The following is a 21,248-nucleotide window of genomic DNA, read 5'->3' as shown; positions in this document are numbered from 1 at the left end:
GTAGGTGGGTGATGATTCAATCCAGCACGCTTTTTCCCAGCACTTCTGCTGGCGCGTTGTTGCAATTGCTGGGCGGCAGTTTTCCGACGCCAGATGGCGCGGGCGCGACTGATCCGAGCGAGTTCATCGCTACCTTTGAATTGCGTTTGAAAGATGCGTTGATGGCGGCGGGCAGCGATCCGGCAAAAATTGCGGCGCTGTCGGGGCGGGCGCTGTTGCAACAGGCGCTGACGTTGACACCAGCAGCGGCGGCACCAACTCCGTCAATAACACCACCAATCACGCCATTAGAAACAACGGCTCCGTCTCCGCCGGTGGCGATCACGAATTCAGACGCTGCTCCCGCTCAAGCTGCGCCGATTGCAATCGCAGCGGTGACGCTTGCGCCTGCGGCAGCAGCAACTGATGCGGCTGCGGTTGCTCCGGAGGTGGCGGAGGTTTTAGCGGCGGTTGAGGAACCTTCCGAAGATGAGGGCAACGAGTTATTGCAGCGGTTGCTGGAATCGGCGGTGCCGGTCAGTTGGTCAGAGCCAGCGGTTATTCCGCCGGTTGCGCCGCCAATTCCGGTCGCGTCACCTGCGCCGGTAGTAAAAACGGATGTTGACGCTGCCGCAGCGAATGATGTGGCGGTTCCAATTATTGCCAACGCGCCACCCGCTCCCGCCAAATCATCTGAAAAAGTCAGTCAATCTCAGCAGTTACCAGAATCTTTTGTTTTGCCGCTTGCGCCACCAATTCCGGTTGCGGCACCCGCGCCGGTAGTAAAAGCGGATGTTGACGCTGCCGCAGCGAATGATGCGATTGTTTCGATTATTGCCAACGCGCCACCTGCTCCCGTCAAACCCGTTGAAAAAACAAGCAAATCTCAGCAGTTACCGGAATCTTTTGTTTTGCCGGTTGCGCCACCAATTCCGGGCGCGGCAGCAACAGTGGATGTGAGCGCGGTGGATTCCGAATCTGTCAATTTTTTGGCGGACGTGACTCTCGCACCGTTGCCGCAAAAATCGTCACCGGCGCTGGCGCGTCCGGCGGAGACAGTGGTGCCAGCGCCATCAGTTTCTGAAATAAAAACGGATCAGGCAGTGCCTCAAGTGCGGTTAGAAATGCCGCCGACACCGGTTGAATTGCCGCCAGCTATAGCGAATAAAATTCCCACGCCGGTTGCGTCAGCGATTGCCGAATTACTGAACACTGGAACTGAAAAACCAGCTATTCAACTATCACCAAAATCAACACAAACTCCTGAATTAGTGATGCTAAACTCAATTACTGATTTAGCGAATAGGCTTGCTGCAATTGCTGCCTCAACAAAGCCTACAAATGCACCTAAAATCGAGATTAAACCGATTGAAGCGGTCGCAACGCCGGTGATTGAAAAGGCTGCGCCTGCACCGCTTCAACAGACAATTCAAGCTACGCCAGAAGTTGAGATTGATCCGATTGCTGCACCGGTAATTAAAAAGGCTGCACCCGCGCCAGCTACACCGATTCAACCAACTATTCAAACTGCGCCAGAATTTGAGATTGAGCCGATTGCTGCGCCGGTGATTGAAAAAGCTGCGCCCGCACCAACTGCGCCAATTCAACCAACAATTCAAACTGCACCGGAAATTGAGATTGATCCGATTGCTGCGCCGATGATTGAAAAGGCTGCACCCGTACCAACTGCGCCGATTCAACCAACAATTCAAACTGCACCGGAAATTGAGATTGATCCGATTGCTGCGCCGGTAATTGAAAAAGCTGCGCCCGCACCAACTGCGCCGATTCAACCGACTGTTCAAGCTGCACCGGAAATTGAGATTGAGCCGATTGCTGCGCCGGTGATTGAAAAAGCTGCGCCCGCGCCAGTTACGCCGATTCAACCGATTATTCAAGCTGCACCGGAATTTGAGATTGAACCGATTGCTGCGCTGGTAATTGGAAAGGCTGCACCCGCACCAACTGCGCCGATTCAACCGACTGTTCAAACTGCACCGGAAATTGAGCTTGAACCGATTGCTGCGCCGGTGGTTGAAAAGGCTGCGCCTGCTGCGCCGATTCAACCGACTATTCAAACTGCGCCAGAAGTTGAGATTGAGCCGATTGCTGCGCCGGTAATTGAAAAGGCTGCGCCTGCTGCACCAATTCAACCGACAATTCAAGCTGCGCCAGAAATTGAGATTGATCCGATTGCTGCGCCGGTGATTGAAAAGGCTGCGCCCACGCCAACTGCGCCGCTGCAACCGGCAATTCAAGCTGCGCCGGAAATTAAGATTGATCCAATTGCTGCGCCGGTGGTTGAAAAAGCTGCGCCCGCGCCAGCTGCACCGATTCAACCGACTATTCAAGCTGCGCCAGAAGTTGAGATTAAGCCGATTGCTGCGCCGGTGATTGAAAAGGCTGCGCCCGCTACACCCATTCAACCGACTATTCAAGCTGCACCGGAAATTGAGATTGAGCCGATTGCTGCGCCGGTGATTGAAAAGGCTGCGCCCGCTACACCCATTCAACCGACTATTCAAGCTGCACCGGAAATTGAGATTGAGCCAATTGCTGCGCCGGTGATTGAAAAGGCTGCGCCCGCTACACCCATTCAATCGACTATTCAAGCTGCACCGGAAATTGAGATTGAGCCAATTGCTGCGCCAGTGATTGAAAAGGCTGCACCCGCGCCAGCTGCACCGATTCAATCGACTATTCAAGTTGCGCCAGAACTTGAGATTGATCCAATTGCTGCACCGGTGGTTGGAAAGGCTGCGCCCGCGCCAGCTGCACCGATGCAACCAACTATTCAAGCTGCACCGGAAATTGAGATTGATCCGATTGCTGCGCCGGTGATTGAAAAGGCTGCGCCCACGCCAACTGCGCCGCTGCAACCGGCAATTCAAGCTGCGCCGGAAATTGAGATTGAGCCAATTGCTGCGCCGGTGATTGAAAAGGCTGCACCTGCACCAATTCAACAGACTGTGCAAACTGCACCGGAAATTGAGATTGATCCAATTGTTGCACCGGTGATTGAAAAAGCTGCACCCACGCCAGTTGCACTAATTCAACCGACTATTCAAACGGCACCGGAAATTGAAATTGATCCAATTGCTGCGCCAGTGATTGAAAAAGCTGCACCCACGCCAGCTGCACCAATTCAACCGAATATTCAAACGGCACCGGAAATTGAAATTGATCCAATTGCTGCGCCAGTGATTGAAAAAGCTGCGCCCGCGTCAATTCAACCGGCTATTCAAGTTGCGCCAGAAATTGGAATTGATGCGATTGCTGCGCCGGTGATTGAAAAGGCTGTGCCTGCTGCGCCGATTCAACCGATTGTTCAAACTGCACCGGAAATTGAGATTGAGCCGATTGCTGCGCCGGTGATTGAAAAAGCTGCGCCCGCGCCAGTTACGCCGATTCAACCGATTATTCAAGCTGCACCGGAATTTGAGATTGAACCGATTGCTGCGCCGGTGATTGAAAAGGCTGTGCCCGCGCCCGCTGCGCCGATTCAACCAACAATTCAAACTGCACCGGAAATTAAGATTGATCCAGTTGCTGCGCCGATAATTGAAAAAGCTACACCCGCGCCCGCTGCACCGATTCAAACGACTATTCAAACTGCGCCAGAAGTTGAGATTGATCCAATTGCTGCACCGGTGACTGAGAAGGCTGCACCCGCACCAACTGTGCCAATTCAACAGACTATTCAAACTGCACCGGAAATTGAGATTGATCCGATTGCTGCGCCGGTGATTGAAAAGGCTGCGCCCACGCCCTCTGTACCAATTCAACCGACTATTCAATCTGCACCGGAAATTGAGATTGATCCAATTGCTGCGCCGGTAATTGAAAAGGCTGTGCCCGCTGCGCCGATTCAACAGACTGTTCAAACTGCACCGGAAATTGAGATCGATCCAATTGCTGCGCCGGTGATTGAAAAGGCTGTGCCCGCGCCAGCTGCACCGATTCAACCGACTATTCAAACTGCGCTAGAAGTTGAGATTGAACCGATTGTTGCGCCCGCGCCAGTTACGCCGATTCAAAATGTAGATCAAAGTCCGTTGAGTCAAGTTGAAATTTTTAGTATTGAAAAATCTGCCATACAACCAAACTTTGTTCCCGTCATGGGAATGCGTATTAACCAATCTACACTAGCAAATGATGATTCAACATCAGAAAATATCAGTACGGTAGATATTGAATCATCTGATGCAACATCATCTGCTACACTTAAAGTGGAAATCCCTATAAAATCATTAAAAAATGATCCGCTACAAATCACTATATCTAATCCATCGTATATTAGTGAATCACAGGTTCCGCCGCTGTTTTCAGCGCGTGGAACGCTATTGCGATCATCATATAAATCAATAAATGATGATGTGCATTCTGTAGCGAATGATGATACGATGAGCTTCAGTCAAACCATAGCTACTTCTATCAACGAAGATGCGCAGCGATTGACAATGTTAGGACAGCAAAGAATAACACCGTCTGTGTTTTCCTCTTTGTCTGCACCTCCGGTAATGTTATCTAAACAGCCACTTGATCTGAATAATCTTTTACAACCGAACGGTGAATCATATCTTGCTAATCCAGTCAAGTGGCTGGTGCAAACAAATACTGATACAGTAGAATTAAAATTGCATCCTGCAAATTTAGGTGCATTAGATGTCAGATTAACAATGGAAGCAGAAAAAGCACACATACAGTTTGTTTCCTCTAGTGCAATTGTTCGTGATGTGTTGGAAGTAGCATTACCACGATTACGCGATAGTCTTGCACAAGATGGTTTACAACTGGGCAATGTATCAATTACAGATCAATTGCCACAAGACCGGCGTGGCTCAGAGCGAGAATTAACGCAAAATTCACAAAGTCAATCATATGCGCTTGACGATAGCGATGAAGAATTGCCTGATTCTGATTTACAGCAACCAGCAGATTCGCTGAACCAATTAGATGATTTTGCGTAATTTTTTGATTAAAAACCGGCATTTTTACAATTAGTTTTATGCCGTTTTTTGTATACACGCTTTTATCACTAACCATTTTTGGAACTAAACTATGGCTAAAAAACCTACTCCGGCGCAGACTGAAAAAAAAGACACTGAACCTAAAAAAGGCTTAAACACCAAATTGATTTTATTAATCGTTGGTGTTGTTTTTGTGCTCGTTGCAGGTGGTGGAGCAGCTTATTACTTTTTAGTGATGGCACCTGCTGCGCACACTGAACCTGCTGAAGGTTCAGAAACAACAGATGGACATGCAACTGAAGACACCCATGCTGTTAAAACCGATCATCCTATTGAACAAGTGCCGGTAATTTATCACGCATTCAAACCGCTCACAGTGAATATTGCTGCGTCCGGTCCGGTGCGTTTTTTGCGTATTAATATTACCGTCGTCACCCGTACAGCAGCAGTAGTAGCAGCTTTAGAAAAACATTTACCGCGCATCCAAAATGATTTACTAACGCAGCTTTCTGGACAAAGCTACGCTGTTGTAAATACTCAAGAAGGTAAAAATTCACTGCGTGAAAGTTTGAAAAAAATGCTGAATGACATTCTAACAAAATCGCGTGAACCTGCTGACATTCAAGATATTCTGTTTACAGAATTATTGATGCAGTAAAGGACGAGCAAAACATGGCACAACAGACTGATATTCTCAGTCAAGATGAAATCGACGCCCTATTACACGGCGTAGATGACGGGGAAATTGATACCAGTTCTAATCCGTTTCCATCTGATGGAAATGCGCGTCCTTTTGACTTTGCCACTCAAGAACGAATTGTTCGCGGGCGAATGCCCACGCTCGACATGATTAATGAACGGTTTGCGCGTTATTTGCGTATTCACCTATTTAATTTGTTGCGCCGTTCATCAGAGGTCTCTGTCATTGGTGCGCGTATTACAAAGTTTTCAGAGTACATTCACGGACTTTATGTGCCAACCAGTTTAAATATGGTGCGGGTAATTCCATTGCACGGCACAGGATTATTCGTGCTTGATCCTAAACTGGTTTTCAGTTTAGTAGATAACTTTTTTGGAGGCGATGGTCGTTATTATTCGCGTATTGAAGGGCGCGATTTTACCGCAATGGAAATGCGGGTGATTAAAAATTTGCTTGATGCTGCTTTTGAAGATATGCAAAAGGCTTGGGAACCGGTTATGCAGTTGACTTTTGAGTTCATTAACTCAGAAGTGAATCCGCAGTTTGCAAATATCGTCAGCCCCACCGAAATTGTGGTGATTAACGATTTTCATATTGAATTGGACGGCGGCGGCGGTAACCTGCATGTTACTCTGCCGTATTCAATGATCGAACCAATTCGTGAACAATTGGATACTGGATTGCAATCAGATCGCTCTGGAGTGGATGAGCGTTGGCTGCGTGCCTTGCAAGAAGAAATTCCAACAGCAATCGTGAATGTCAGTTCAACTTTAGTGGAAACTGAGTTATCTGTGGAGCAATTATTGGATATGCGCCCTGGTGACATTATTCCAATCAATTTGCCGGAAACAGTGGTTTTGTACGTTGAAGATATTCCATTATTACGCGGTAAGTTTGGCGTTTCTAATGGTCATAATGCTATTAAAGTTTCCGAATATATCCAAGCAAAGCATTAGTGAGTAATACATAATGAGTACCGATAGCGATACTGATTTAGGTGATGCTGTTGCTGATGATTGGGCAATGGCATTGGAAGAACAAAAAGAAGCCACTGAGCCTTCTATACCCGATCCACCGGCTGCAAAAAAACCGCAGGGGCGCGAGCGTGATGGTGATGCACTGAATGGTGGTAAAGACGGCAATAAGCCACAACCAAAATTGCGGCGATTTGGTGAAGAAACAATGGATTCGCTAAGAGCGCAACCATTGAATCCTGATGATTTTTCCAATTCATCGCCAACTGCGTTGGAAAATCTTAATCTCAATATGTTGTTAGATGTGCCAGTGACGATTTCGATGGAAATCGGGCGGTCACGAATTACAATTCGCAATTTATTACAACTCAATCAAGGATCAGTAGTTGAATTAGATCGCTTGGCAGGTGCGCCGCTGGATGTCTTAGTTAATGGCACTCTTATTGCGCATGGAGAAGTGGTGGTTGTTAATGAAAAATTCGGCATTCGTTTAACAGATGTTATTAGTCCTAGTGAACGTGTTCGCAAGTTACGGCAGTAGCGTCAATGTGTCACTTACACACCGCAAGTTATTATTACATCATCACCGGTTGGCTATTGATAAGTCACTCAGCCGCTGCCGTTACTGATTCAATTCATACACCAATTTCACCAACCGCTAGTTATCTTACCCAACTAATTGGTGGTTTGGTGATCATTATTTTGATGATTTTGCTTTTAGCTTGGTTCCTGCGGCGCATTCCCGGTTTAACAACAGCAGGGTCGTCAGTCATTGAAATTCTCGCTGTGCGTGCTATTAGTAGTCGCGAACAATTGTTGTTAGTTCAAGTAGGTGAAGAGCAGATTTTAATTGGCTTAACGCCAGCAGGATTATCACATCTTCATACTTTGCGCACGCCTCTTATTATACCAATATCCGAGCAATCCTCTGGACAGTTTGAACAATTACTCAAACAATTCCGTTCAGTAGGATCAAAACCATGACTCAGCAACGCTGGCTGGTGCTGGCGTTTTTTTTATTATTGCCAGAACTGGTATTTGCCCAAATTGGTGGTATGAATGCCGTGACAGTGACCGCCGCTCCGAATGGCGGTCAAGTGTATTCATTAACACTACAAATTTTGTTATTTATGACGGTGTTGACATTGTTGCCGTCAGCACTGGTTATGTTGACTTCGTTTACCCGTATTATTGTCGTTTTGGCAATTTTACGTCAGGGATTAGGAACCTCGCAAACACCGTCTAATCAAGTTCTTTTAGGATTAGCGTTTTTTTTAACGTTGTTTGTTATGGCTCCCGTTTTTGAAGATATTTATAATACTGCTGTGTTACCTTATTTAGATGAAAAACTCGGTACTGAAGAAGCGATTGTTGCGGCAGTGAAACCATTGCGTGCGTTCATGTTGGAGCAAACCCGCGAGACCGATATTGCATTATTTGCCGAAATTAAAGGTCTTGATGGTTTTGCATCACCAGACGCAATCCCGCTCAATCTCTTGGTTCCGGCATTTATCATCAGCGAACTAAAAACTGCTTTTCAAATTGGGTTTTTAATTTTGATTCCTTTTTTAATTATTGATTTGGTGGTGGCAAGTGTGTTGATGTCGATGGGTATGATGATGCTGTCGCCGCTGATTATTTCGCTACCATTCAAAATTATGTTGTTTGTTTTAGTTGATGGCTGGTCGTTAATCATGGGCACTTTGGCGCAAAGTTTTTACAGTTAGGATGAAAATACAAGTGACACCAGAAATAGTACTTGATGTTGGTAAAGAGGCGGGCGAGATGATTATTTTATTATCTGCACCACCACTATTGGCGGGGTTAATTATTGGTTTGGTAATCAGTATGATCCAAGCTGCAACACAAATTCAGGAAATGACTTTAAGTTTTATCCCAAAACTATTGGGCATTGGTGCGTCATTGGTTTTTTCTGGGCATTGGATGTTGTCTTTGATTACAGATTATGTCATTCGTTTATATCATTCTATTCCTAGTTTAATCGGTTAGTCTGCGTTATTTTTTATGTCACCCTTAGCACTCACTACTCAAGATTTAGCGTTGTGGGTTGGGGCATGGTTATGGACATTTGTGCGCATCAGTGCTGCATTATTGGTTGCGCCTTTATTTGGAGCACGCACTGTTAATGTCCGCGTTAGAATTGGGTTGGGATTGTTATTAGCGTTGGTAGTTGTGCCACAACTACAAACACCTCCGGTAATTGATCCACTGAGTTTAGAAGGCGTAGTGGTTGCTATCCGACAAGTCCTGATTGGAATCAGTATGGGATTTGTGTTGCAAATGGTGTTTTCTGCGTTGACGCAAGCTGGAGAATATATTGCGTTGTCGATGGGTTTAGGCTTTGCTTCGGCAATGGACCCGGTTGGTGGTGTTCAGGTGCCCATGATTTCGCAATTTCTCACTATTTTAGTCATGCTGATTTTTCTTGCGTTAAATGGTCATCTCGTGTTTATTCAACTCTTGTTAAAAAGTTTTGAATCCATACCAGTAACCAGCACTGGATTATTGCGTGATGATTTATGGGCAATCGTGACGTTTGGACACACCATGTTTTCTCATGCAGTGTTAATCGCTTTGCCCGCTATGGCTTCATTATTATTAGTGAATTTGGCGATGGGCGTGGTCACTCGCGCTTCGCCGCAACTGAATATCTTTGCGATTGGATTTCCGTTGACCATTCTTGCCGGTTTTTTTGTACTCGTTTTTACTTTGCCTAATTTTCCAGCGCGTATTGGCGAACTATTGCTGCTCGCTTTTGATTTAATTCAGCAGATGATGAGCCGTTAAGATGGCTGAAAACGAAAATGGTCAAGAACAAACTGAAGAACCCACCGCGAAACGGTTACGCGATTCACGCGAAAAGGGGCAGGTAGCGCGTTCACGCGAATTTAATACGCTGGTAATTTTGTTAATCGGCGGCGCATACTTTAATTTCCTCGGTGGCGATTTTACCGTCCAAATAATGCAATTGCTCACTGAGGCGCTCACTATAGAGCGCCAACTCGTTTTTGATGTGGGTTTAATTATCCCGCGTTTACAAGAATTGATGACGCGAGCATTGTTGATTATTACGCCGTTATTTATTTTAATGATGGTTATTGCTATTTTTGCTCCCATTTTGATTGGTGGTGCCAATTTTTCAAGTCAAGCCTTTGCGCCAAAGTTTTCAAAACTCAATCCGTTCACCGGCATTAAACGGATATTTTCGGTTCAGGGGTTGTCAGAACTTCTGAAATCACTCGGTAAATTTGTGTTAGTTGGTACGGTTGCGTGGTTTTCTATTGCGGGAATGTGGGATGCGTTGATGCATTTAGGTGAGCTGCCATTGGTCACCGCAATTACGCAAACTGGTGATATGGCAATTCACCTTTTTTTAGTCGCATCCGCCGCACTCATTGCTGTGGCGTTGATTGATGTTCCATTTCAATTATGGAATCATAACAAGCAGTTGCGGATGACGCTGCAAGAAATCAAAGATGAATATAAAGAAAGCGATGGCAAGCCGGAAGTTAAGGGACGCATTCGGCAATTGCAGCAGGAAATGGCGCAGCAGCGCATGATGTCGGATGTTCCCAAAGCAGATGTGGTCATTACTAATCCAACGCATTATGCAGTGGCTATTGTCTATCAAGCAGAAAAAATGATCGCGCCGCAATTATTAGCGAAGGGAGTTGATGATACTGCATTGGCTATTCGGGAATTGGCAGAAGAACACAATATCACGCAAATTACTGCGCCCAAAGTCGCTCGCGCTATCTATTTCACCACTGAAATTGGACAAGAGATTCCTAATGGGTTATTTGTCGCCGTGGCGCGATTACTCGCTTATGTCTATCAATTAAAACAAGATGATATTGAGGAACTCACATTGCCTGATGATTTACCGGTGCCGGATGAATATCTCGATCAACGCACTGCGCGCCAAGTGCGGCGCTAATTACTGATGGCGACGCTGGGCGAACGGCTTGGCGGCGTGGGGCGCTTGGGTTTGGGCGCACCACTGATGTTGTTGGCATTGCTGGCAATGTTGGTCTTGCCGCTGCCGCCGTTGGCGCTGGATTTACTTTTCACTTTCAATATCGCGCTGTCACTTATCGTGGTGATGGTGGCGGTTTATACCCCGCGTCCGGTCGATTTCGCGTCTTTTCCCACCATTTTGTTGTTAGCCACGCTGCTGCGCCTCGCCTTAAATGTTGCCTCTACTCGCGTTATTTTGCTGAAAGGTGGCGAAGGTACCGAAGCTGCCGGTCAAGTGATTGAAGCATTTGGACAATTCGTTCTCGGTGGCAACTTCGCCATCGGCATCGTGGTGTTTGCGATTCTGATCATCATCAATTTCGTGGTGGTCACCAAGGGCGCAGGACGGGTGTCGGAAGTGAGCGCCCGCTTCACGTTGGACGCGATGCCCGGCAAGCAGATGGCGATTGATGCTGATCTCAACGCGGGGCTGATTTCGCAGGAAGTGGCGCGGCAGCGGCGGGCGGATGTGGCGCAGGAAGCGGATTTTTATGGCTCGATGGACGGTGCCAGTAAATTCGTGCGCGGCGATGCGGTGGCCGGCATTTTAATCTTATTTATCAACATTCTCGGCGGCATCATCATCGGCACCACCCAGCACGGGATGACGTTTAACGATGCTGCAAATAATTATTTGTTGTTGAGTATCGGCGACGGGTTGGTCGCGCAATTGCCAGCGTTGCTGCTGTCGTCGGCAGCCGCCATCGTCGTTACCCGCGCTAATACTGCGCAGGATATGGGGCAACAGGTATTCAGCCAGTTGTTTTCCAATCCTCGCGTGCTGTATATCGCCGCCGGAGTGATTGCGATCCTCGGCGCAATTCCGGGGATGCCGAATCTGGTTTTTCTCGGATTGGCGTCAATGTTGGCAGGCGGTGCTTATTTGCAAAGCCGTAAAGCGTCAGAATTGGTTGTGGTGGGTGATGAGGAACAATTAGCCAGCGGTGGCGAGCTGCCTGCGCCAATGGAAGATCGTGATTTATCGTGGGAGGACGTGCCGCCGGTTGATTTAATTGCGCTGGAAGTGGGTTATCGGTTAATTCCGCTGGTGGATCGCAGCCAAGATGGACAATTGATGGGGCGCATTAAAGGAATTCGCCGCAAGTTGTCGCAAGAATTTGGGTTTTTAATTCAGCCGGTGCATATCCGCGATAACCTTGATCTCACGCCGAATCAATATCGAATTTCATTACTTGGCGTAATCGTTGCCGAGGCGGAAGTGTTTCCAGATCGGGAATTGGCGATCAATCCCGGCAAGGTGTTTGGCAGCGTCGCTGGCACTCCTACCAAGGACCCGACGTTTCATCTTGATGCGCTGTGGATTGATCCGTTGGATCGGGAAGCGGCGCAGGGTGCGGGTTATACCGTCGTCGATGCGGCGACCGTGATTGCGACTCATCTGTCGCAAATTTTTCGTGATCACGCCCAGCGCCTGATTGGTTATGAGGAAGTGCAGCATCTGCTCGATCAACTGGCGCGGCAGTCGCCAAAATTGGTGGAAAGTCTGTTGGCTGCCAAAACTGTCCCGTTGGGCTTGTTGTTGAAAGTGTTGCAAAACTTGCTGGCAGAGCAGGTCTCTATCCGCGATTTGCGCACCATCGTCGAGATTTTGGCGGAACGAGCGCCCAAGAGTCAGGATTCTGCCGTGCTGACGGCGGCGGTGCGAACCGCGCTGGCGCGTTCAATCGTGCAGGACTTGGTGGGTGCTGATGACGAGCTGCCGCTGATCGCGCTGGATCCGGGTTTGGAGCAGATTTTGCACAAATCCCTTCAAAGCAGTCAGGGCGAAAGCATCGGGATCGAACCGGGGCTGGCGGAACGGGTGCAACGGTCGGTTACGGAAGCAGCGGCGCAGCAGGAAGCGGAAGGTGCGCCAGCAGTTTTGGTCGTTGCTCCAGAAATTCGCGCTTGGATCGCCAGTTGGTTACGCGGGGCAGTGCGTAACCTCACAGTTTTGGCCTTCACTGAAATCCCAGATAACCGTCGCATCCGCGTAGTAGCGACAGTGGGAAAAGGGGGCTGAAATCGCGTCCGGCGCGACATGAACGAACAGGAGTAAGCAGATGAATGTACGGCGATATCGGGCGCGAGACATGCGGGATGCACTGCGGCAGGTGCGTGAGCAACAGGGCGCAGATGCGGTCATTTTATCGAGTCGTCGGGTGGATGGACTGTTGGAAGTGGTCGCTGCTTACGATCCAGCGTTGGATTCTGGTTTCACGGCGTTTGATGATGTGCCGATGGCACCACCGCCGATGCCGACTGGGGTTGATCCTGATTTGGCGGCGATGCGCCGGGAGCTGTGCGATCTACGCACGCTGTTGATGCGCCAGCAGGTGTGGAATGAGCAAGATCAATGGATGGCGCAACATCCGTTGGCGGCTGGCTGTGTTGAGCGGCTGCGGCATTGTGGATTTCACGAGAAGCTGGCGCGGAGTTTGGCGGGGAGTGTGCAGGAAGATTTGACGCCTGAAACGGCGTGGGCGCGGCTGCGGACGCGCTTGTCGGCGTCGATTGCAACAGCAACTCCATCGGTATTAGAACGCGGTGGTATGCTTGCAATGATTGGCCCAACTGGCGTTGGCAAGACTACGACCATCTGTCGGCTGGCGCTGCGGCACATTCGCCGTTTGGGGCGCGATTCCGTGAGTTTGGTGACGCTTGACCGCCAGCGCGTGGGCGCTCATAAACAGTTACAAGCCTTCGGGCAGATGGCGGGAATTCCGGTACAGTTATTGGAAAGTGAGCGGGATTTGGTGGCACTCGCGGGACGCGCTAGGGATGGTAATTTGATTTTGATTGATACCGAAGGACAGGCAGCGCGGCAGGCGGCAGAGCGGAATTTGTTTGCGAAGGTGCGGCATCTGATTCCGTTGGAAACTTGGTTGGTGATTCCAGCAACGCATCAGGCATCGGTGTTGCGGCAGGTGTTGCAGTCGTTTCAAGGCAGTGAGCCAGCAGCATTGGTATTAACGAAGGTGGACGAAGCAGAACAATTAGGAGAGACCTTGTCAGTGCTTCTTGAGCAACCTCTCGGTTTGGTGTTCTACAGTGATGGACAGCGAATTGATGGGGACTTTCATCAAGCGGACACCACCTATCTCACGTCGCGGGCATTGCAAGAGCCAGCGCCGACGGCGGCGCGTTCAGTCTTTGATGACGAAGACATCATGCTCATGCAACCGCAGCAGGTAACGCCGCGGATGCAAGAGTCATTGCCACAGCGTGCAACGCTGGGCGCGTCAGTACCCGCACCACTGTTATCCAACCCCCGCGAGACGATGGTTTTAGAATCGGTGGTTCCTTTCAGGAAATAAGTTGATGCACATTCCCATGAGGAATAGCCGACCGCTGAAAACAATCGCCATTGCCAGTGGTAAAGGCGGTGTTGGCAAGACTAACGTGGCGGTGAATTTAGCGGTGGCGCTGGCACGCATGGGACGGCGGGTGATGCTGTTTGATGCCGATTTAGGGCTGGCGAACGCGGATTTGCTGCTGGGGCTGCGTCCAACCCGCAGTCTGCACGATCTCGTGACGGGCACAGCATCCACCTTGGAAGAAATTGTGACTGAAGGGCCAGATGGGTTGTTACTCGTGCCCTCGGCATCTGGCATCAGCGGCATGGCGAATCTCACGCCGGCGGAGCACACGGGCTTGATTCGGGCTTTTAGCACTTACGATCAGCCGCTTGATGTGTTGATTGTGGATACGGCAGCCGGGTTGCAGGATTCGGTAACCAGTTTTTGTGTTGCGGTGCAAAACGTGTCGGTGGTGATTTGTGATGAGCCGGCGTCGTTGACCGATGCCTATGCGCTCATCAAGGTCTTACATCAAGATCACGGGCTGCGGCGCTTTCGGGTGGTGTGCAACATGCTCCGCACTCCAGAATCAGGACGGCGGTTAATGCAAAAGTTGTCGTCGGTGTGTATGCAGTATCTGCCGGAGGTGATTTTAGAAGCCTCTGGCATGATTCCGATGGATGAGGATTTGAGACGGGCGGTGCAGCGCCGGGAGCCGGTGGTCAGTTTGTATCCCAACAGTTTGTCGGGACGGGCGCTGGTAGAGCTGGCGCGTCAAGCGGATCGCTGGGCGGTGGCGGATAGCGATGTCGGTGGCATCGGTTTTTTTGTTGAGCGGATGTTGCAAGGTTCCTGTTGAGCGCCCGCTTTGATACAAGTCCCGCGCCGTCGTTGGCATAAACCTTTGAATTGATTGACCAGCCGACCTGAAATCCCTCCCTGCCCCTTATTTCAAAGGGGATTGATGAGTAAACGATATGCGTAACGTTCAAGAACACTCCTTGGGATACCGAATCGTTAAACAGCACCGGGCGGGACAATGGGCAGTGCGGTTCGGAAAGACTGGCGCTGTAACCCTGACACCTGCGGAGGGATTCATCAGTGTTGACCGCTGGGAAAGACCGATTTTCTCAACGAAAATGCCTGCTAAAAACCAGCGTGCGACTGTTTTGATGCGCCGGCTCTCGCGCTGTTCCCTGCTTGTTTGCGCATCACAGCGCGGCGCGAACAGTCGGGACGCAGTGCGCGGGCGGATCGCTCGTCATCCGTGACGCGCTCCGATGATGCCGAATCGCGCTTTGCCGGGATATGCGGGTCAGACCGATCAATCTGAGCAGTTGGTGACTGCGCATCTTGATCTGGTGCGGCGGGTTGCCCATCATTTGATGGCGCGATTACCGGCATCAGTGCAGGTTGAAGATTTGGTGCAGTCGGGGATGATTGGTTTGATTGAAGCGTCGCGGCAGTTTCAATGCGGACAAGGTGCGACCTTTGCCACTTATGCCAGCATTCGCATTCGTGGGGCGATGATCGACGAGCTGCGGCGCTCTGACTGGACGCCGCGTTCCGTGCATCGCAACAGTCGCCGGATCGCTGAGGCAATCCGGCGCGTGGAAGCCGAATTTGGGCGAGCGGCGCGGGATAGCGACATTGCCGCTGCTTTGGAAGTCAGCATCGCGGAGTACCATGCGATGTTGCAAGATTGCGCCAGCACGCGGATTTTTGGTTGGGAAGACCTGTTTGGCGAAGATGCCGATCCCGATCAATTGGTGGCAGGAAGTGAACCCGGTCCGGGGGCGCAGTTTGAACAGGAGCAGCTACGGGATGCCCTTGCGCACGCGCTAGGCACCCTCTCGGAGAAAGAACGGTTGGTTTTGGCGCTGTATTACGATGAAGAACTCAATCTTCGAGAAATCGGCGCAGTGCTGGGAGTGACCGAATCGCGGGTCAGTCAAATTCGCAGTCAAACACTTCATCGTTTACAGGCGCGTCTTATAGAATGGCACCACAACGGTGCTGATTCAGTCTCTATTTAACAGATTGCCATTGGAGGTTTTGCGTGGATACAGGTATGAAAATTCTCATCGTGGACGACTTTTCCACCATGAGACGCATTATTAAAAATCTGCTGCGAGAATTGGGTTTTAATAATACGATGGAAGCAGATGATGGCAGTACTGCTTTGCCGATGCTGAAAAACGGCGGCTTTGACTTTTTAGTCACCGATTGGAATATGCCTAACATGGAAGGCATTGATTTATTACGCGCAGTTCGTGCTGATCCTGCATTAAAAAACCTGCCAGTATTGATGGTCACTGCCGAAGCAAAACGCGATCAGATTGTTGAAGCAGCGCAAGCTGGCGTTAATGGTTATATTGTCAAGCCTTTCACGGCAGAAACGCTCAAAGAAAAGATTGATAAAATTTTTGAGCGCATTGACGGCTGAACGCAGTGTTGCATGGGTGGCAAAGATTGCGCCAATTGAACGTCAGCAATGGTGGTGACGTTTGAACAGACAACGAGCAAAGCAATATGCGCAATCGTGGTGAATTCTGCGCGTTCGTCATATCGGAGTTCGCCTGAGGATCATCAATGGACAGTGACGAAGACAACCTTAACTTCCAATTGCACTTGGCGCAGCAATTGGTTGGCTATTTAGAAGCTGGTCTGGTCGATGATGCGGCAACAGTGATTCGTCAGTTGCGCGTTCCGTATGAGCGGGAACTATTTGAGGAGTTAGGCAAATTAACCCGTGATTTGCATGAAACACTCAATAGTTTTCGTGGTGATTCTCGGTTGGCGGAATTAACGCAAGATGATATTCCTGACGCCAAAGAACGCTTAAATTATGTAGTCACCATGACGGAACAAGCGACGCATCGCACCTTAAATGCGTTGGATGAAGCAATGCCAATTGCGGAATCACTGCAAGCGCGAGCGCATGGATTGACGGGAACTTGGCAACGCTTTCGCCAGCGGGAATTGACAGTTTCTGAATTCCGCAATATGGCAACCGAGATGGATACATTTTTTATTGCGAGTAGTGAAGAAACAGAGCGGCTGCGCACGCTCATGTCAGAAGTAATGATGGCGCAAGATTTTCAGGATTTGACTGGACAAATTATTCGCCGCGTTATTCGTTTGGTGCATGAAGTTGAAGAAAATTTGGTAGGATTAATTCGGCTTTCTAGTGCGCGGATGGATTCGAGTAAGGGCGTGGCGAAAGCAACGGGAAAAACACCACACGAAGAACTACCAACCAGTCATGGTCCCATTGTTCCGAATACCCATGATGCTACTGGAGATGTTGTCAGCGGGCAGGACGACGTGGATGCACTGTTATCCAGTCTTGGCTTCTAGCGCACTGTTATCAGGTAATTTTGCATGGCAATCGATCCGCAAGACGAAATTCTTCAGGATTTTCTGGTTGAAGCCGGAGAATTGCTCGAAGCACTGAATGAACAATTGATTGACCTTGAGCAAAATCCTGAGGATCGTGATTTATTAAATGCGGTATTCCGCAGTTTTCACACCATTAAAGGCGGCGCTGGTTTTCTAAATCTCAATGCGTTGGTGGTTGTCTGTCATCACGCTGAAGATGTGTTTAATTTGTTGCGCAATAATCAGCGCAAAATTGAACCATTTTTAATGGATACCGTGTTACGGGTTCTTGATGTGCTTAACGTGATGTTTGGCGATCTGAAATCAGGGCATGAGCCAGAACCCGCTCCCGAAGGATTGGTCGCTGATCTGGCGCGGTTAGCGGTGCCGGGGGATGCGCCGCCACCCAAATCTGCGCCAGCGGTTGTTGCGCCCAAAGTCGTGCCCAAACCACCACCTGCGGTCGTCGCGCCCGCGCCCACTCCTGTCGCCACAACGGAACCCACCGTTCACGCCGGGGACAACATCACCGAAGCCGAATTTGAGGCGCTGCTGGACATCATGTCGGGCACAACGCCACCCGCTGCTGCGCCAGCGGTGTCTGCGCCTGTCGTTGAGGCTGCGGCAGCAACCTCCAACGATTTAATCACTGCCGAAGAATTTGATGCCCTGCTCGATCAATTGCAGGGAAATAAAACAGTTGCCGCCGAGCCAACTCCAGCCGTTGCTGCGCCCGCGCCGCCGCCGAAACCTGCGCCGGTGGTGGAACCAATGGCGAGTTCTGCCGAGAAAGAGGAATCTGCCGGAGGCGGGTCGGGAAAGAGTTCGCGCAATGCGGCGGCGGCAAGTGGGGCGGAAACGTCGGTACGGGTAGATACGCAACGCCTTGATGAGATTATGAATTTGGTTGGTGAGCTGGTGTTGGTGCGCAATCGCATGAGCATGTTGCGAACCCGCACGATGGATGACGAGCTGGGCAAGGCGATTGGGGCGTTGGCGCTGGTGACGGCTGATCTGCAAACGGCGGTGATGAAAACCCGAATGCAGCCCATTAAAAAGGTGTTTAGTCGGTTTCCGCGTGTGGTGCGTGATTTGGCGCGTAGTCTCGGCAAGGAAATTGATCTGGAAATTTTTGGCGAAGAGACTGATTTAGATAAGAATTTGGTGGAAGCTCTCGCTGATCCGTTGGTGCATTTGATCCGTAATGCGGTCGATCACGGGGTGGAGTTGCCGGCGGTGCGGGAGGCGAGTGGTAAACCTCGCAAAGGAACTGTTGTCCTCGGTGCTGCGCAAGAAGGCGATCATATTTCGCTGATTATTCAAGATGATGGACGCGGCATGGACCCGGCGGTGCTGCGGCGTAAGGCGGTCGAGAAGGGTTTGTTGGAACCGGCGATGGCGGAGCGGTTGTCGGATCGTGATGCGTTTAATTTGATTTTTTTGGCGGGATTCTCAACTAAAGAGGAGATTTCGGACGTGTCCGGGCGCGGCGTGGGCATGGATGTGGTGAAAACCCGCATCGCGCAGCTCAATGGCACGGTTGAAATTGATTCGGTGGTCGGGCGCGGTACCAAATTGCAGGTGAAGTTGCCGTTGACGTTGGCGATTTTGCCGGCGTTGATGGTGATTTTAGACGGGCGGCAGTTTGCGATTCCGCTGGCGTCGGTGTCGGAAATCCTCGATTTGGATTTGACGCGCAGTCATTTTGTGGACGATCAAGAGGCGATCATGGTGCGCGGTCATGCGCTGCCGCTGTATTACGTTGGGCGTTGGTTACATCCGGGGCGGTTGGTTGAACCGCAAGCTGAGGCGCATGTGGTGGTGGTGCATGTGGCGCAGCGCAAAGTGGGGTTGGTGGTGGACGGGTTAGTCGGACAGGAGGAGGTGGTGATTAAACCATTGGGACGCGGATTGCAGGGGGTACCCGGGTTGGCAGGGGCGACGATCACTGGTGATGGCGGTATCGCTTTAATTATTGATATTCCTGAACTTCTGCGCTTGATGGGGCGACCGGGCTACGGTGGACGCGGTTCTCGCGCCAGCCGGTCAGTTGCGGCAGTGGGAGTTTAGATCATGGCTGTGCGCGTGGTAGTGGTCGATGATTCTGGGTTTTTCCGCCGTCGTATCGTGGAAATTCTCAACGCGGATGTTGGCATTGAAGTGGTGGGGACGGCGGTCAACGGCTTGGAAGGGCTGGAGGTCGTCAAGCGGTTGGAACCCGATGTGGTGACGATGGATATTGAGATGCCGGTGATGGACGGAATTACTGCCGTGCGCCGGATCATGGCGGAGTCACCGCGTCCGGTGTTGATGTTTTCGACGCTGACCACCGAGGGCGCACAGGCGACGTTGGATGCGCTCGATGCTGGCGCGATGGATTTCATGCCGAAGCGATTTAGTGAAATTGCGAAGGATGAAGATGCCGCCAAGGTCATGCTGCGGCGGCGGGTGCGGGCGTTGGCGCTGGCGCGAACGCGGCATCAACCGGTGACGCGCTTGGCGACGCCGCTGTTGCGCGACCGTGTCGGCGGAGCGGAAGACACGCCACCGCCCGCGCCGCGCACGGTGGCGAGTGCTACGCCGTTACATTCGCTGCGTGCGGTGTTGATCGGCACCTCCACTGGGGGGCCGGTGGCATTGCAGAACGTGTTGAAAGAATTACCAAAAAATTTCCCGTTGCCGATTATTTTGGTGCAACACATGCCCGCGAGTTTTACTCCAGCCTTTGCGCAACGCCTCAATAATCTCTGCAACATTGAAGTGCGCGAAGCGGCGACCGGTGACGTGCTCCACCCAGGCTGCGCCCTGCTCGCGCCGGGTGGCCAACAAATGGTGTTAGAAGGTGGTGCGCAGACGCGCATCCGCATTCAAGACAGCCCGCCGGGGACGATTTATAAACCCAGCGTTGATATTACGTTTCGCTCGGCGGTGACGGCGTTTAAGGGACAGGTGCTGGCCGTCGTGCTCACGGGCATGGGCGCGGATGGGCGCGAAGGAACCCGCGCTTTGCGCGAACTTGGGGCGCAGGTGTGGGCGCAAGATGCGGCCAGTTCAGTCGTCTTTGGAATGCCAGCGGCGGTTATTGAAGCAGGATTAGCGGATCACATTTTGGCATTAAAAGATGTGGGGCCAACGTTGATTAAGAGTTTCTGCTGATATGGATATTTTAAGCCTAATCGGGATTATCTTTGGACTCTTTGCCATTCTCGGTGGCGCAGTAGCAAAAGGTAGTAGTTTAGGTGCGTTATGGAATGTCGCCGCCTTTATTATTGTCATTATTGGTACCTTAGCAGCAACACTTGTACAAAGTCGGCAAGCCGCATTTTTGCACGCTTTCCGCATTGTGTTATGGGTGTTTAAGCCACCTAAATTTGATGCGCGTGCGACGGTAGCGCGAATTATTGAATGGTCGCAGGTATCGCGCAAAGAAGGGTTATTGGGTTTAGAGAATTTTTCTGATACCGAACAAGACCCTTATATCCGCAAAGGGCTGCAATTATTAGTTGATGGCACCGAGCCAATGATCTTGCGGCAAATTCTTGAATCCGATTTAGATAATCGTGAAGCCTTTGATTTGCAAGGCGCAAAAGTATTTGAAAGTATGGGCGTTTATTCACCAACGCTCGGTATTATTGGCGCGGTAATGGGGTTAATGGCAGTGATGCAAAACCTCGCCGATCCTAGCAAACTGGGTCATGGCATTGCGGCGGCGTTTGTGGCAACGATTTATGGTGTTGCTTTAGCCAATTTGTTGTTTTTACCCGTATCCAATAAACTCAAAAGTGTTATTCAAGCCCGTATCAATTACGAAACGATGTTATTGGAAGGTTTGGTTTCAATTGCGGAAGGAGAAAATCCGCGTCACATTGAAAATAAACTAAACGGTTTTTTACAGGGGCAATAACAC

Annotated in this window: 18 protein-coding genes; all 18 read left to right on the top strand. The window is 50.3% G+C overall.

All coding sequences use genetic code 11. The features are described from left to right. Positions 1-11 precede the first annotated feature (11 nt). Positions 12-4,949, top strand: a complete 4,938-nt coding sequence (locus CKO12_RS08265) for a flagellar hook-length control protein FliK (protein ID WP_200154265.1) — start codon at positions 12-14, stop codon at positions 4,947-4,949. Positions 4,950-5,040: 91 nt separating this feature from the next. Next, complete coding sequence (locus CKO12_RS08260) at positions 5,041-5,607, top strand: flagellar basal body-associated FliL family protein (RefSeq protein ID WP_200154264.1); 567 nt, start codon at positions 5,041-5,043, stop codon at positions 5,605-5,607. A gap of 14 nt (positions 5,608-5,621) precedes the next feature. After that, positions 5,622-6,605 carry a flagellar motor switch protein FliM gene (fliM, locus tag CKO12_RS08255; RefSeq protein ID WP_200154263.1) on the top strand — a complete coding sequence of 328 codons (984 nt, stop codon included), beginning with the start codon at positions 5,622-5,624 and terminating at the stop codon, positions 6,603-6,605. Between the two features lie 13 nt (positions 6,606-6,618). Beyond that, on the top strand, positions 6,619-7,164 hold the full coding sequence (gene fliN, locus CKO12_RS08250; protein ID WP_200154262.1) for a flagellar motor switch protein FliN: 546 nt from the start codon (positions 6,619-6,621) through the stop codon (positions 7,162-7,164). A 5-nt stretch (positions 7,165-7,169) separates the two neighbouring features. Beyond that, the gene (gene fliO / locus CKO12_RS08245; protein ID WP_200154261.1) at positions 7,170-7,607 is read left to right on the top strand and encodes a flagellar biosynthetic protein FliO; all 438 of its coding nucleotides are present in this window, start codon (positions 7,170-7,172) and stop codon (positions 7,605-7,607) included. After that, on the top strand, positions 7,604-8,350 hold the full coding sequence (gene fliP / locus CKO12_RS08240) for a flagellar type III secretion system pore protein FliP (protein ID WP_200154260.1): 747 nt from the start codon (positions 7,604-7,606) through the stop codon (positions 8,348-8,350). Before fliO ends, fliP begins: the two co-directional genes overlap by 4 nt. 13 nt (positions 8,351-8,363) lie before the next feature. Then, a complete protein-coding gene (gene fliQ / locus CKO12_RS08235) occupies positions 8,364-8,633 on the top strand; it encodes a flagellar biosynthesis protein FliQ (RefSeq protein WP_200154259.1) in 270 nt (89 codons plus the stop codon). Between the two features lie 15 nt (positions 8,634-8,648). Beyond that, complete coding sequence (fliR, locus tag CKO12_RS08230) at positions 8,649-9,431, top strand: flagellar biosynthetic protein FliR (protein WP_200154258.1); 783 nt, start codon at positions 8,649-8,651, stop codon at positions 9,429-9,431. Between the two features lies 1 nt (position 9,432). Next, positions 9,433-10,581, top strand: a complete 1,149-nt coding sequence (flhB, locus tag CKO12_RS08225; protein ID WP_200154257.1) for a flagellar biosynthesis protein FlhB — start codon at positions 9,433-9,435, stop codon at positions 10,579-10,581. 6 nt (positions 10,582-10,587) lie between these two features. Continuing rightward, positions 10,588-12,684 (top strand): flagellar biosynthesis protein FlhA, encoded by a 2,097-nt coding sequence (gene flhA / locus CKO12_RS08220; protein ID WP_200154256.1) that lies wholly within the window; start codon positions 10,588-10,590, stop codon positions 12,682-12,684. A gap of 40 nt (positions 12,685-12,724) precedes the next feature. Then, positions 12,725-13,978: a flagellar biosynthesis GTPase FlhF gene (gene flhF, locus CKO12_RS08215; protein WP_200154255.1), complete on the top strand. Its 1,254-nt coding sequence runs from the start codon at positions 12,725-12,727 to the stop codon at positions 13,976-13,978. A gap of 4 nt (positions 13,979-13,982) precedes the next feature. Beyond that, positions 13,983-14,819 carry a MinD/ParA family protein gene (locus tag CKO12_RS08210; RefSeq protein WP_200154254.1) on the top strand — a complete coding sequence of 279 codons (837 nt, stop codon included), beginning with the start codon at positions 13,983-13,985 and terminating at the stop codon, positions 14,817-14,819. 421 nt (positions 14,820-15,240) lie between these two features. Further along, positions 15,241-15,996 carry an RNA polymerase sigma factor FliA gene (locus CKO12_RS08205; RefSeq protein ID WP_200154253.1) on the top strand — a complete coding sequence of 252 codons (756 nt, stop codon included), beginning with the start codon at positions 15,241-15,243 and terminating at the stop codon, positions 15,994-15,996. A 35-nt stretch (positions 15,997-16,031) separates the two neighbouring features. After that, positions 16,032-16,406 (top strand): chemotaxis response regulator CheY, encoded by a 375-nt coding sequence (gene cheY / locus CKO12_RS08200; protein ID WP_200154252.1) that lies wholly within the window; start codon positions 16,032-16,034, stop codon positions 16,404-16,406. Positions 16,407-16,552: 146 nt separating this feature from the next. Then, entirely contained in the window at positions 16,553-17,320 is a 768-nt protein-coding gene (locus tag CKO12_RS08195; RefSeq protein WP_200154251.1) for a protein phosphatase CheZ, read from the top strand. Between the two features lie 24 nt (positions 17,321-17,344). Continuing rightward, the gene (locus tag CKO12_RS08190) at positions 17,345-19,411 is read left to right on the top strand and encodes a chemotaxis protein CheA (protein WP_200154250.1); all 2,067 of its coding nucleotides are present in this window, start codon (positions 17,345-17,347) and stop codon (positions 19,409-19,411) included. 3 nt (positions 19,412-19,414) lie between these two features. After that, complete coding sequence (locus CKO12_RS08185; protein ID WP_200154249.1) at positions 19,415-20,497, top strand: protein-glutamate methylesterase/protein-glutamine glutaminase; 1,083 nt, start codon at positions 19,415-19,417, stop codon at positions 20,495-20,497. Between the two features lies 1 nt (position 20,498). Beyond that, positions 20,499-21,245 carry a flagellar motor protein gene (locus tag CKO12_RS08180; RefSeq protein WP_200154248.1) on the top strand — a complete coding sequence of 249 codons (747 nt, stop codon included), beginning with the start codon at positions 20,499-20,501 and terminating at the stop codon, positions 21,243-21,245. Positions 21,246-21,248: the final 3 nt, after the last annotated feature.

This window comes from Chromatium okenii (assembly GCF_016583745.1).
Classification (GTDB): domain Bacteria; phylum Pseudomonadota; class Gammaproteobacteria; order Chromatiales; family Chromatiaceae; genus Chromatium; species Chromatium okenii.
The sequence above is the reverse complement of the archived record's forward strand: the minus strand, read 5'-3'. Positions and strand labels throughout refer to the sequence as shown.

Bases quoted from the DNA above. Each gene is read 5' to 3' on its own strand.
- CKO12_RS08260 (WP_200154264.1), top strand. From the start codon at position 5,041: ATGGCTAAAAAACCTACTCCGGCGCAGACTGAAAAAAAAGACACTGAA.
- CKO12_RS08265 (WP_200154265.1), top strand. From the start codon at position 12: ATGATTCAATCCAGCACGCTTTTTCCCAGCACTTCTGCTGGCGCGTTG.
- fliP (WP_200154260.1), top strand. From the start codon at position 7,604: ATGACTCAGCAACGCTGGCTGGTGCTGGCGTTTTTTTTATTATTGCCA.
- fliM (WP_200154263.1), top strand. From the start codon at position 5,622: ATGGCACAACAGACTGATATTCTCAGTCAAGATGAAATCGACGCCCTA.
- CKO12_RS08185 (WP_200154249.1), top strand. From the start codon at position 19,415: ATGGCTGTGCGCGTGGTAGTGGTCGATGATTCTGGGTTTTTCCGCCGT.
- flhA (WP_200154256.1), top strand. From the start codon at position 10,588: ATGGCGACGCTGGGCGAACGGCTTGGCGGCGTGGGGCGCTTGGGTTTG.
- fliR (WP_200154258.1), top strand. From the start codon at position 8,649: ATGTCACCCTTAGCACTCACTACTCAAGATTTAGCGTTGTGGGTTGGG.
- flhF (WP_200154255.1), top strand. From the start codon at position 12,725: ATGAATGTACGGCGATATCGGGCGCGAGACATGCGGGATGCACTGCGG.
- CKO12_RS08210 (WP_200154254.1), top strand. From the start codon at position 13,983: ATGCACATTCCCATGAGGAATAGCCGACCGCTGAAAACAATCGCCATT.
- CKO12_RS08190 (WP_200154250.1), top strand. From the start codon at position 17,345: ATGGCAATCGATCCGCAAGACGAAATTCTTCAGGATTTTCTGGTTGAA.
- CKO12_RS08195 (WP_200154251.1), top strand. From the start codon at position 16,553: ATGGACAGTGACGAAGACAACCTTAACTTCCAATTGCACTTGGCGCAG.
- fliN (WP_200154262.1), top strand. From the start codon at position 6,619: ATGAGTACCGATAGCGATACTGATTTAGGTGATGCTGTTGCTGATGAT.
- fliO (WP_200154261.1), top strand. From the start codon at position 7,170: ATGTGTCACTTACACACCGCAAGTTATTATTACATCATCACCGGTTGG.
- flhB (WP_200154257.1), top strand. From the start codon at position 9,433: ATGGCTGAAAACGAAAATGGTCAAGAACAAACTGAAGAACCCACCGCG.
- CKO12_RS08205 (WP_200154253.1), top strand. From the start codon at position 15,241: ATGATGCCGAATCGCGCTTTGCCGGGATATGCGGGTCAGACCGATCAA.
- cheY (WP_200154252.1), top strand. From the start codon at position 16,032: ATGAAAATTCTCATCGTGGACGACTTTTCCACCATGAGACGCATTATT.
- CKO12_RS08180 (WP_200154248.1), top strand. From the start codon at position 20,499: ATGGATATTTTAAGCCTAATCGGGATTATCTTTGGACTCTTTGCCATT.